The organism is Paraburkholderia sp. GAS82 (assembly GCF_050436285.1).
GTDB classification, from domain to species: domain Bacteria; phylum Pseudomonadota; class Gammaproteobacteria; order Burkholderiales; family Burkholderiaceae; genus Paraburkholderia; species Paraburkholderia phenazinium_B.
In genome coordinates this window covers 43,269-55,764 of sequence record NZ_JBNDLX010000006.1, presented here as the reverse complement: position 1 = coordinate 55,764, position 12,496 = coordinate 43,269, and the positions used below count along the sequence as shown (strand labels likewise).

At 60.3% G+C, this 12,496-nt stretch carries 11 protein-coding genes; 5 read left to right on the top strand and 6 right to left on the bottom strand.

The genetic code is table 11. From position 1 onward, the window contains the following. The first annotated feature begins 173 nt into the window (after positions 1-173). From P3T17_RS19440 to P3T17_RS19430, 3 genes are all read left to right on the top strand, one after another. Positions 174-956, top strand: coding sequence for a TetR/AcrR family transcriptional regulator (locus P3T17_RS19440; RefSeq protein WP_429408590.1), 783 nt, complete (start codon positions 174-176; stop codon positions 954-956). A 234-nt stretch (positions 957-1,190) separates the two neighbouring features. Next, a complete protein-coding gene (locus tag P3T17_RS19435) occupies positions 1,191-1,376 on the top strand; it encodes a hypothetical protein (protein WP_429408589.1) in 186 nt (61 codons plus the stop codon). 234 nt (positions 1,377-1,610) lie between these two features. After that, the gene (locus tag P3T17_RS19430) at positions 1,611-2,297 is read left to right on the top strand and encodes a response regulator transcription factor (RefSeq protein ID WP_429408588.1); all 687 of its coding nucleotides are present in this window, start codon (positions 1,611-1,613) and stop codon (positions 2,295-2,297) included. A gap of 128 nt (positions 2,298-2,425) precedes the next feature. Here P3T17_RS19430 and P3T17_RS19425 read toward each other — a convergent pair whose 3' ends face one another. The 6 genes from P3T17_RS19425 to P3T17_RS19400 form a co-directional block, all read right to left on the bottom strand. Further along, on the bottom strand, positions 2,426-3,634 hold the full coding sequence (locus tag P3T17_RS19425) for a porin (protein ID WP_429408845.1): 1,209 nt from the start codon (positions 3,632-3,634) through the stop codon (positions 2,426-2,428). 165 nt (positions 3,635-3,799) lie between these two features. After that, positions 3,800-5,161 (bottom strand): sugar porter family MFS transporter, encoded by a 1,362-nt coding sequence (locus P3T17_RS19420; RefSeq protein WP_429408587.1) that lies wholly within the window; start codon positions 5,159-5,161, stop codon positions 3,800-3,802. A 166-nt stretch (positions 5,162-5,327) separates the two neighbouring features. After that, entirely contained in the window at positions 5,328-6,101 is a 774-nt protein-coding gene (locus P3T17_RS19415) for an SDR family NAD(P)-dependent oxidoreductase (protein ID WP_429408586.1), read from the bottom strand. Continuing rightward, positions 6,101-6,910, bottom strand: a complete 810-nt coding sequence (locus P3T17_RS19410; protein WP_429408585.1) for an HpcH/HpaI aldolase family protein — start codon at positions 6,908-6,910, stop codon at positions 6,101-6,103. The genes P3T17_RS19415 and P3T17_RS19410 overlap by 1 nt, the downstream gene beginning before the upstream one ends. A 16-nt stretch (positions 6,911-6,926) precedes the next feature. Further along, positions 6,927-8,666 (bottom strand): L-arabinonate dehydratase, encoded by a 1,740-nt coding sequence (gene araD, locus P3T17_RS19405; protein ID WP_429408844.1) that lies wholly within the window; start codon positions 8,664-8,666, stop codon positions 6,927-6,929. Between the two features lie 209 nt (positions 8,667-8,875). Next, the gene (locus P3T17_RS19400) at positions 8,876-9,607 is read right to left on the bottom strand and encodes a GntR family transcriptional regulator (protein WP_429408584.1); all 732 of its coding nucleotides are present in this window, start codon (positions 9,605-9,607) and stop codon (positions 8,876-8,878) included. A 161-nt stretch (positions 9,608-9,768) separates the two neighbouring features. Here P3T17_RS19400 and P3T17_RS19395 point away from each other — a divergent pair, with 161 nt between their 5' ends. Both P3T17_RS19395 and P3T17_RS19390 read left to right on the top strand, forming a co-directional pair. Next, positions 9,769-10,938, top strand: coding sequence for a mandelate racemase/muconate lactonizing enzyme family protein (locus P3T17_RS19395; RefSeq protein ID WP_429408583.1), 1,170 nt, complete (start codon positions 9,769-9,771; stop codon positions 10,936-10,938). A 55-nt stretch (positions 10,939-10,993) separates the two neighbouring features. Beyond that, complete coding sequence (locus P3T17_RS19390; protein WP_429408582.1) at positions 10,994-12,436, top strand: NAD-dependent succinate-semialdehyde dehydrogenase; 1,443 nt, start codon at positions 10,994-10,996, stop codon at positions 12,434-12,436. Positions 12,437-12,496: the final 60 nt, after the last annotated feature.

Sequence of the window (12,496 nt, the reverse complement as noted above, 5' to 3'; positions counted from 1 at the left end):
ACAAGACCCGGCCGCTGGGCCTCTCCTCACGGCCGACAAATAGCGAGCTGACCGCTGGTCGCGGATCGCTTCGACCATTCTTCACTTGACCAATGCGGAAATTTTACCCACAATCTTTCCCATGGAAACATAAGACTCGTTAACACGACCGGCACCCCCTACACCATCCTGCCGTGGAAAACGGACCGTCTACAGACCACAAGACTCCTGTGCCCCCAAAGACAAAAACCCGAAAAAGTGTCGCCCTGTCTGTGCAGGACAAGCCCTATCACCATGGATCGCTTCCGCACGCGCTGCTGAAGGCGGCCGAAACCGTCTTACGCCGCGACGGTATAGGCAGCCTAACGTTGCGCGCCATTGCCCGTGAGGCAGGCGTCTCGCATACGGCGCCGCAGCACCATTTCGGCGACACGGCAGGCGTGCTCAGCGAACTTGCCGCCAGCGGCCACCGGCGGCTGGCCGCGACCATGGCAGCCAAAGCGGAGGGCATCCCATCCGGGCCGGCCAGCCGAAAGGCCATTGCACGCGGCTACGTCAGCTTCGCGATAGATAACCCCGACCTGCTCCGCCTGATGTTTCGCAGCGAGATGCTCGACAACACGCGGGCGTCGCTCGTCGACGCAAGACAGCTATCCGCACGCGCGCTAATGGGTGCCTTCGACGAGCATTTCAAACCCACACCGGGCAAATCCGCAACGTTCGGCCGGTTGGAAGCCGCGCAGGCTATTGCGATGACTGCGGCCTGGGCGTATGTCCACGGCCTTGCATCGCTGCTCATCGACGGTCGACTCAAAGCGTTGGCCGCGTCCACCGAAGGTATACGCAATACCGAAGAACTCGTGGATGCCGCGATTGAGCACATGCAACTCATTCATGACGCCGGTCTCAAGCTTAAGGCCGGGCAAGGCGCCAGCAAGCGACCGAAACCCAAGACAGGGACGAGCGATTCGCTTTGAAAGACCACTATTTTGAGTTGTTCGGCGGCAGCACAAAGCTGGCCGGCGTCCAATGCCGCCGCCTTGCAAAGATTCGCGTAAGGCGGCGCCCACTTGCCTGCTCCAAGTAGGCAAACACCGCAGAATCAGGTTAGATCGCGCGTCGACCTGCGCTAATTTTCATCTCATTTCCTCCGGTAAGCATAGGTTATGCGAATCGACGATTCGCATAACCTAACCGACAGGAAGTCCATCATGTTCTCGCTCTTCAGCCAATCCGCACGTTCAACCGCCAACGGCGCTGGCCCAGCTTCCGTCAGCGAAATAGCGACGCCATCGGCAACACTCGACGCTGGCGATGAAAAGAAGGCCACTGACCAGCCGGCAACTTATGAAGAAATGTTTCCCTACTTGTTGCTTGCGATGGTGACAGCCGTCTGAGAGCAGGCGTGTCGCAACAAGCGGCTTTGCGTATCGCCGCCTACCGCTGAACCAAGACGCGCTGCTTCGCCGCGACGGTTGCCCTGACCCGCTCGTGGCGGATCCGTAGTCGCCACGATCCGTTTTCTCACCGACCCGAACCAGGCCGCCTGATGCGCCACTCGGCCGACAGCCGAATCACTGGCGCCGCGCCGTACCGCAGCCTGACACAGCATCACTATTGCCGAGGGGACAATGACGAGAATCCTGTTAATCGAAGACGATCCGCAGATTGGTCAAAGCCTGCTGCATGCATTCAAGGATGCCGACTTCAGCGTCGACTGGGTGAGACACGGTATCGCCGGACACACCGCCCTCACCAGTACGGAGGACACAGTCGCATTGCTCGATCTGGGCTTGCCCGGCATGGATGGCATCGAACTCCTGAAGACGGCGCGCGCATCGGGTAACGCCGTGCCGGTGTCGATACTGACTGCCCGTGACGATCTCGACTCGCGTGTTCAAGGCCTCGACGTCGGCGCCGACGACTACCTTCTCAAGCCCTTCGACGTGCCTGAACTGCTCGCGCGCATCCGCGCGGTGATCCGCCGCAAAGCTGGTTACGCGTCCTCGCGCCTGGGCCACGACTCCCTGTGCCTCGATCTCGACAAACGCACGCTGACCCGCAACGGTACGGAAACCGTGCTGTTCACGCGCAAATTCGCACTGATGCTGGCGTTCCTCGAGCGGCCCGGTACGATCCTCTCTCGCGAGCAACTGGAAGACCGCTTATACGGCTGGGGTAAGGAAGTGGAAAGCAACGCGGTAGACGTGCTGATTCATTCGGTACGCAAGAAATTCGGCCAGACTGTCATTCGCAATGTGCGCAGGCTCGGGTGGACCGTGATGCTTCACGACGCCGCCGAGGGACAGACGCCGTGAGACTGCCGCATATATGACGCCCCGCGATAGCTCGGCGATCTGCAAGCGGAACCGGATCTACCGCGCCAGCCCCTCTTCGCGAGACATTTTTCAACGCCTCGCGAAGTCAGCAGTAGCGAGGCAAATCGTCAGAAGCGGTGAATCACGCCTGCAGCAACCGCGACCATGCTGCGTGATGACGATGGCGTCGAGTTAAAACCGTCGCCGATGGAGGGAGTCGCTGAAATGATGGAAGTCCCATTCGACCCCAGGGTCTGTCCGCCAGCTCGTTGATAGGCCTGCACCATATACAGCCCCGTCCGCTTGGAGAGGCTATAAAACTCCGATAGCGAGGCTTGCTGATACTGCGCACCGTCCGTAATTCCATTGGCGTTGCTTGCGCGCGTATAGCTGTATCCGGCGGCGAAGCTCCATACCGCTGCCACTCTGGCGTGAACCACCGCGCCAAACGTATTCCATACGGCAGCCGACTTGAAAGAAGAACCGGTTCCGGGGTTATATTGAACATTTGAATAGGATGCCGAAAGATCAAGATCAGAACTAAAAGCGTATCCTGCCGTTACAGCAAACCGGTTTTGTGCTGCGGCAGTCTGGTACCCGTTTGTGACAGACGAGATACCTTGTTGGCCATTATTTGTGGCAGTGGAATTTGCGTTCCATGCTCCCCCTTCCGGGGCAGCATTGTTGAAGCGCTCATAGCCTGCCCCAATCCCGAACGGACCCACCTGATACTTCGCGCCAGCGCTCCAGCTTGAACCCGTACTCAGACTTCCTGGCGTACCGCCAAGTGCGTAGGAAGCACTGGCCGTCAATCCATGGATCGTTGGCGTTGTATACAAAGCCGTATTGTTCGTCTTGTAATCCGTATCGAAATTATCGAGGTCGCCTGGGTGAGCACCGGAGAACCCTGTCAGCCACGTCGTTGGCGAATATGGAGAAATCATCCAGTAGTACGACATATATTGGCGACCGAACGTCAAGCTACCGTATGTCTGGTCTTTCAACCCAACCCACGCCTGCTGGGCGAACATCGCACCCGGAAACTGCGCGCTTCCATTTGCAGAATTGAAACGCGACATGAGGTTGAAAATTGCGGATAGCCCCCCGCCGAGATCCTCACTCCCTGTCATACCGAACTTGCTGCCTTCCCAGATTCCAGGCAAGAGCTGCACATTGTGCGCGCCGTTGCGCGTGGAACCCAATGCCGACTGGCTGTTTGAGTAGGCAATGCCGTTATCGATCACACCATAAAGCGTCACACTGCTTTGTGCATGAGAGATGCACGGCACTGCAGTGACGCAAACTGCCGACAAGCCAGCGAACAGCCTGTTCTTTATTTTCACAACGATCTCCTCAGTACCTGTTGACTCAGTCGGGTCGACGACCGAGCCGGTTTCCACAAATTCGATCTGCAAATCGCCAGCTTTTAAGTTAGCGCTAACAAATCAAGTTAAAATTGTTAGTCTCGAACGCCGTTCTGCTGCAAGGTTGATTGCCCCTCACTAGCACGTGCCCTTCTCGATCTCTTCCAGGCTCAAACCGGCCGTTTCCCGCAGACAATAGATCGCAAACAGCGTCGCGCCAAAGCAGCAGACTGAAAACGTCCCAAACGCGGACTCAACCCCCGTCTCGAGTAGAATCGGGAACGTCGACGCGACAATGAAGTTCATCACGAACATGGAAAAAGCCGCTGCCGACATCGTGCGAGCACGAATGCGCATCGGAAGCAGTTCCGGCATCATCACCCAGACCAGTGGCCCCCAGCTGAAAGAAAACGCGGCCTTGAATACCGCCAGCGCGCCTACAGCCACCACGCTGCCCATTGCAGTAGCCGGTCCGCCGAAGTGGAACACGCAGCCAAGCGTCGCCATACTCAAACCCATCACGATGGAACCGCCCACCAGAAGCGGACGCCGTCCGATGCGGTCGACCACGCGTGCCGCGAATATCGTCATGATGATCGATAGCACACCGAGGCCAACGCTGTTCAGCAACGCGGTCGATTCGCCGAATCCTGCCGCGCGCAAAATGGTCGGTGCGTAGTACACGATCGTGTTGATGCCTAGCGCCTGTTGCAGCACCGCGAGACCAAATACAGCGATGACGGTAGGACGCAAGACCCTGGATTTCAGCACATCGATGAGACGCACTTTCGACCCCGCCTTGTTAGTCCCTTCGATTTCCCGCAGCGCCTCGGCTGCATCCTCAGGCGTATTGGTGATCTCGAGCACACGGCGCGCTTCCTGCACGCGTCCTTGACGCACGAGCCAGCGTGGCGAATCCGGTTGGAAGACCATGCCGATGGTCAGAAAGATTGAAGGTACCGCCGCGAGGCCCAGCATCCAGCGCCATTGTCCATGTGCGGACAACAGGTAGCACACGACATACGAAATCAGAATACCGGTTGCAATCGCCAATTGGTTCAGGGATGACAGGCCGCCCCGAATATGCTTCGGCGAAATCTCGGACAGGTAAAGCGGAACCTGCACCGTAGACACGCCGATCGTGATACCGATCAGCACGCGAGCCGCGATCAGGCTCATCGGATTCGCCGCAAGCGCGGACAGTACAGACGTCACGATAAACATACTGCCCGCAGCGATCAGCATCTTGCGTGGTCCGAAGCGTTCTGCGAAACGCCCCGTGCCGAAGGCTCCCACCATCGCTCCAAGCAACAGCCCACCCACCACCATGCCTTGCAACTGGGCACTCAGTACCATGTCCTTGCGGATAAAGAGGAGCGCCCCCGCAATGACACCACTGTCATAGCCGAAAAGAATGCCACCCAGCGCGCCAAAAAGGTAGGCGATGCGCGCGCGACTGCGCGACCGGGTTGGAAAATACGTCAGCGTATCAGTTCCCATCTGTTGTCTCATCCATGTTTTCATTTCATTTGCGCGGCTCGGATCATGCGCCGGGCTCCAGCGTCAGTTTGCAATGCAGGTCGTGTCCAATCCTAACCTCCGGGATTTCCTCCTACAAAAACAGGCAAACAACATGCGCGATGCGTCACGTTCCGCCTACGGTCCTTCATCCGACCACCGAAACTTGCGCGAGGCCCGCGTCGACAATCATATTCTGGCCGGTTACGGCCGCAGCCTGGTCCGACGCAAGGAATAGCACCATGTCGGCGATGTGTTTCGCCTCGACCGGAAATTTCAGACACTGCAATTCGATGAATTGTTGCGCATCGCCGGAATCAAACCACAGCGTCTTTTGCCGGTCGGTCAGAATGGGGCCCGGCAACACGGCATTCACGCGAATATTGCCGCCACCCAGCTCACGCGCCAGGGTGCGGGAGATGCCGCTGATCGCCGCCTTCGCGGCGGTATAGGCGATGAGGTTGGGACGGCCGCGCAGCCAGGAGATCGACCCCATGTTGATGATCGAGCCGCCGCCTTCGCGCACCATCGCGGGCGCGACGCGCTGCGCCGCGAAGACGTGATGCGTCAGATTCGTGCGGATCATGTCTTCCCAACGTTCGGGCGTCAGATCCTGTAGTAGGCATCGATCGTCCCGCCCCGCGTTGTTGACGAGCACGCGAATCGGTCCGAGCGCCGCGGCGGCCGCATCGAGGGTCGCACGGTACGCGGCCACGTCGCGAATGTCACACCGTGCGAACCACAGACGTGACTCGGCCGGGTAACGCTCACATAACGCATGGCCGTCGGCTTCGTTAAGATCGCAAAACGCAACGCGTGCGCGCTGTGCGATGAACGCCTCGACCAGCGTCGCGCCGATTCCCGATGCACCGCCCGACACGAACACCACGGTGTTCTCCAGCGAAGGATAGATTGCGCTCATCAGTAGGCCACCTTTAGCGGTGCGTGGTCGGCATAGCCCTTCATGTGGGCGAGTACCGCTTTCGCCTGCTGCATCATAAAAACCAGATCGGAGCCGATGGCGACGTAGTCGTAACCCATCTCGAGGAAACTCTTGACCATCTCGGGCGAAGGACCGAGCGTGCCAATCGGCATGCCAACCGCGCGGGCGCGTTGCGCCGCAGAGCGCATCAGCGTCTGTACGCGCTCATCCTGCAGGTTGCCCAGACAACCTAGCGCTGCCGACAAATCGCCCGGACCGATGAACAGCGCATCGACGCCTTCGACAGCAGCGATCTCTTCGAGACGATCGATGGCCTCGGGCGTTTCCAGTTGCACAATGCACGTAGTCAGATCGTTCGCGCGCTTGCCGTAATCACTGAATGTACCGTACCGGCTCGCGCGATGAACGCCGGCGAAACCGCGCTGCCCGAGCGGAGGATATTTTGCTGAGGCGACGATCCGACGTGCCTGTTCGGCACTTTGCACGTACGGAAACATCAGTGTGCGCGCGCCGAGATCGAGCGCCCGCTTCACGAGGGCAGGATCGTCACTGGTCGAGACTCGCACGATTGGCATGGCGGGTGTGCAATCGACGGCCTGCAGCATCTGCCAGGTATCGCGAAAGTCGACAGGTCCGTGTTCCATATCGATCAGCAGCCAGTCGAATCCGGCGTGCCCGAGCGCTTCCGCGTTACTCGGTGTACCGGCCATCAGCCACGTGCCAAGCGGCGCAACCGGCTGGTCGAGCAACTCGCGAAACGCGTTTGTGTCAGGGTGGTGCTTGCTCATCTGGAAACCTCTGCTATCAGTAGATTGTCGGCTCTACTGGCTCATGCCAGCCCGCCAGAAAGTCGAAATCGCATCCTTCGTTCGCCTGGGTGACGTGCTCGAGAAAAAGCTTCGTGTAACCGCGTGGTGGCTTTCTCACATCCGGTTTCCATTGCGCGCGGCGCTGCCCAAGCTCCTCGTCTGACAGCTGCACGTCAAGACGCCCCGCCGCCACGTCCAGGTCAATGACATCGCCCGTGCGGATCAAGGCCAGCGGACCACCCGCGGCTGCCTCCGGCGCCACGTGCAGCACGCAAGTGCCGTAATGCGTGCCGCTCATACGTGCATCCGAGATGCGCACCATGTCGCGTACACCCTTCTCCAGCAGTTTTTTCGGAATCGGCAGATTGCCCCACTCGGGCATACCCGGACCGCCGAGCGGGCCGCCATTACGCAAAACGAGCACCGTGTTCTCATCGACATCGAGGTCGGGATCGTTGATACGCGCGTTCAGGTCGGCCATCGAATCGAATACCAGCGCGCGGCCACTGTGCTTGCTGAACTTCCCGCTCGCACCGCTCGGCTTGATCACGGCCCCCGCAGGCGCGAGATTGCCGCGCAATACGGCAAGCGCACCGGCTTCGCTCACGGGCCGCGCAAGCGGCCGCACGACTTCGTCGTCCTCGCAATGTGCGCTTTCGAGGTTGTCACCGAGCGTGCGACCGTTCACCGTCATGCTATTGAGTGACAGGCGTTCGTGGATGCGTCGCAGCAGTGCGGGAAGACCACCGGCATAGTAGAAGTCTTCCATCAGGTTCGAACCGGACGGCAGTACATTGGCCAACACCGGTACATCCTTACCCAGCCGCTGGATATCGTCGAGCGTGAGCGAGACGTTGCCCCGGCCTGCGATGGCGATCAGATGGATCGCCGCGTTCGTCGAACCGCCAATCGCCATATAGGCGGCAACGCCGTTGAGCACCGACTTTTCGTTGAAGAATGAAGAGGGCTTCAGGTCTTCCCACACCATCTCGACGATGCGGGCACCACTTTCGGATGCCATCCGTGTGTGCGCCGAGTCCATCGCAGGAATGCTGGCGGCATTGGGCAGCGTGAGACCCATTGCTTCGGCAATCAGTGTCATCGTGCTCGCTGTACCCATCGTGTTGCAGGTTCCGGGCGTTCTCGACATGTGCGATTCGAGCGCAATCCACTCCTTGCCGCTCAGATGCCCTGCCTGCCTTTCATCCCAGAACTTGCGCGTATGGGTTCCCGCGCCGACCTTCTCACCGCGGTAGCGGTCGTTGAGCATCGGTCCTGCCGGTACAAAGATGCAAGGCAGGTTGGCACTGAACGCGCCCATCAGCAGACCCGGTACCGTCTTGTCGCAGCCACCCAGCAGTACGGCACCGTCGACGGGCAGCGAACGCAGCAGTTCCTCCACTTCCATCGCGAGGAAATTTCGGTAGAGCATCGTGGTCGGTTTGACGAGCACCTCGCCAAGCGACATAGCCGGCAATTCGAACGGCATGCCACCCGCCTGCAGGATGCCGCGTTTCACTGCTTCCGCACGCTCACGCAAATGCGCGTGGCATGGCGAGAGATCGCTCCATGTGTTGACGATTGCAATGACCGGACGCGACATGAATTCCTCGCGCCGCAAGCCCATTTGCTGCAACCGCTGCCGGTGCGCAAACGACCGTGTGTTATCGGGTGCCAACCAGCGCTGGCTGCGGAGATCTTCGAGACGCTTCTTCACTTTTGACCTGGCTTCAATTGAGGAGGGATGCAGCTAACCTGGTGAAATTTAGAAACAGATCAAGTTAGCGCTAACTTTTGCCAGTATCTGTTAGCGCTCCCATCAAGTCAAACAAAGATCATTAAGGATTTGCCCTAGTCAGGTGGCTATCTGCGCAAACAGTTCAGGCCATGACGGAGACATACAGCGCGAAAGCGCATGAACCCGTCGGAACGGTCGCGACACGCTCACACACCCATATCCATCTCTATCTGGACCAGGTCGCCGCGATATAGCACTTCCGCGTAATAGATAACGACGCCTTGCGCGTCGTTGATGATCCGCTCGATGCGGGCGACCGGCGCATCGACAGGGATGCGCAGCAGATGGGCGGTTGCGGCGTCGGCGGTCGCGATCTTCAGCGTCTGTCGCGCACGCGCCATGGGTCGGGGATCGAACTCCATCAGGATCGGAATCACCGTCTCGTTGCGAAAGCGCTCGGGGGCCCGCGCGAATAGCCGCTCGTCGAGGTAGAGCGCGATCACGCAATAGGGCGCGTTGCCGGTCGAATGCACGCGCTTCATGTACGCATAGGCGGCAGCAAGTTCGCCGTCGGCGGCAGTAATGGGAGGCACCCGAGTGTTTTCTTCGATGGTCAACAGCTCAGGCGTGGTTGCGCGATACGTGTCTGCGAGTTCGTCGAGGCTGGTGACGACACGGACCGGTTTGTGCACTGCCGCCGGCGCGTTCACGAACGTACCGCGGCCTCGCATCGGGATCAGCAGCCCCTCGGTCGTCAGCATCTGCACTGCCTGGCGCGCGGTCACACGCGCCACCCCGAATTCGTCGGCGATCTGTTCCAGTGTCGGCACGACGTCGCCGTTGTGCCAGACACCGCGTGTGATTCGATCCCGCAGATCCCCGGCGATCTGCACATAAAGAGGAATGGGACTGGACGACGAAGCGCGCATGGTTCGCATGAGACTTACGGACAGAAGCTTGCACGCGAAGGGCGATTCGCACCACGACGCACGCATGCTGTTGAGTTCGGAGTACCCGTATAGTACTATAAACCATACTTTATTACTTTATTGCCCTGCACGGGGATCCGTGCCCGCCGACGGACTGTGAGACATACGCCATGACCGATCTTGAACCCGACCATCGCCACCTGACCCGCACCACCATCGCGCGTATCGAGACCTATGTTCTGCGCTGCCCGATCGAAACCCCAGTGAGAACCTCCTTTGGCGTGATGCACGAGCGGCCCGCGCTGTTCGTCAAAATCGTCGACCGTGACGGAGCATCAGGGTGGGGCGAGGTATGGTGCAACTTCCCGTCATGCGGCGCCGAGCATCGTGCGGCCCTCGTCGAAACCCTGTTCGCGCCGCTGCTGCAAGGCCAACACGTGACCCATCCGGGTGCGGTCTTCGAGCAGTTAACGAAAGACACTGCTGTCCTCGCGCTGCAATCGGGCGAGCCGGGCCCCATTGCCCAGGCGATCGCCGGTATTGACCTTGCCCTTTGGGACCTGCAGGCACGGCGCGCCCACCTTCCTCTTTGGCGGTTGCTCGGCGGCACCGGTGATGAGATTGCCGTTTATGCAAGCGGCCTCAATCCGACTGGCCTGGCAACGCTCGTCGCCGATCGACTTGAACAAGGTTTTGAGGCCTTCAAGCTGAAAGTCGGCTTCGGGCGCGATCGCGATGCGGCAAATCTGGCGGCGCTGCGCGAAATCATCGGGCCACAGCGCAGCCTGATGGTCGACGCCAACCAGGCGTGGGATATCGACACCGCGCTCGCCATGACTGAAGCGCTGGAACGGCACGATCCCGACTGGCTCGAGGAGCCGTTGCGCTGCGATCGCCCGATTGCTGAGTGGCAGACGTTGAGCGCGCGTAGTTCGGTACCGCTTGCCGCCGGCGAGAACATGGCGAACCAGGCTGCGTTCGCCAAGGCGATAGTCAGCGGCGCCTTCGGCGTGATCCAGCCAGATGCTGCCAAGTGGGGCGGTATTTCGGGCACCTTCGCGATTACACAGGCCGTCCAGCAAGCGGGGCTCACCTACTGTCCGCACTACCTCGGAGCCGGCGTCGGTCTGCTCGCATCGGCACACCTGCTCGCCGCGGCGGGTAATAGCAACGGCCGCGGCATGCTCGAAGTGGACGCCAACCCGAATCCTCTGCGCTCGCTCCTTTGCGGGTCGATCGAAACGCCTGTGAACGGCCGGGTTCGTCTTGGCCATGCACCGGGTATCGGTGTCACCCCCGACATTGAAGCCCTGACCCGCCAGATGGCCACGCGGCCATGAGCAGGCGGGCTCTGGCCACGCTGCTCCACTCTCTCCTCACCTCTATTTTCAGTCGATGAACACTACCCTTCCGTCCTATCCCGATACGCACCTGTATATCAACCAGACCTGGCGCGCCACCGCACACACGCAGCCGGTCGTCGATCCGGCCAGCGAGGCCCAGATCGGCCTGGTATCGCTCGCCTCCGAAACCGATCTCGCTGAAGCCGTCAAGGCGGCCCAGAGCGGCTTCGAATTCTGGCGCAAAGTACCCTCCTTCGAACGCAGCAAGCTGATGCGCCACGCCGCGCAACTGATTCGGGAACGCGCCGAAGACATCGCCCGCATTATGACGATGGAGCAAGGCAAGCCGCTCGCCGAGTCGCGAATCGAAACGCTAGCCTCGGCCGAAGTGGTCGAATGGTTTGCCGAAGAAGCGCGGCGCACTTACGGCCGCGTCATTCCCGCGCGCGTCGACAGCGTCCGGCAAATCGTCACACGCGAACCGGTGGGGCCTGTCGCTGCTTTCACACCATGGAATTTTCCGATCAACCAGGCTGTACGCAAGATTTCCGCCGCCCTCGCAGCCGGATGCTCGGTTGTCCTGAAGGGTCCGGAAGAGACTCCCGCCAGTTGTGCGGCCCTCGTACGCGCCTTCGCCGACGCCGGCCTGCCGGCGGGCGTGTTGAACCTCGTTTTCGGCGTGCCCGCCGACGTGTCCGCATTTTTGATCGCTCATCCCGTCATCCGCAAGATCTCCTTTACCGGTTCGACGGCGGTCGGCAAGCTGCTTGCCGCGCAGGCCGGCAAACATATGAAGCGCATGACGATGGAACTGGGCGGCCATGCCCCCGCCCTTGTTTTCGCGGATGCCGACGTGCCTCGGGCGGCACGCTTACTCGCCGCCGCCAAGTTCCGCAACGCGGGGCAGGTCTGCGTTTCGCCCACGCGCTTTCACGTGGAGGAAGCGGTATTCGACGAATTCGTCGAGCACTTTGTCGTCGAAACGCGTGACATCATGGTCGGCAATGGGCTAAGCGAGGGTGTGCGGATGGGTCCGCTCGCCAACGCGCGTCGCCTTCAGGCGATGCAAGAACTCGTGGCCGACGCGGTCGGCCACGGCGCCAAAATCTTGACGGGCGGTACGCGCATTGGCGGCGAAGGCTACTTCTTCGCGCCCACCGTGCTCACGAATGTAGCCCCCTCCTCTCGCATCATGCACGAAGAGCCGTTCGGCCCCATTGCGCCAATCTCAACGTTCAGAAACTTCGAAGAGGCCGTGGTCGAGGCAAACCGCTTACCGTTCGGGTTAGCTGCATACGCCTACACGCGTTCGAGCGCGAAGCTTGCCGCCGTGGGGGAATTGATCGAAAGCGGTATGGTGTCGATCAACCACCACGGGCTAGGACTGCCTGAAGCGCCCTTCGGCGGGATCAAGGATTCAGGTTACGGTTCGGAAGGAGGGACCGAGGCACTCGAGGCGTATCTGAACACGAAGTTCGTGTCCGAGCATCGCTAAGCGAAGCAACGCCGGATACCCCGGCCCGTGGACACGGGGCGCCGCACGCATCGTCAGGGA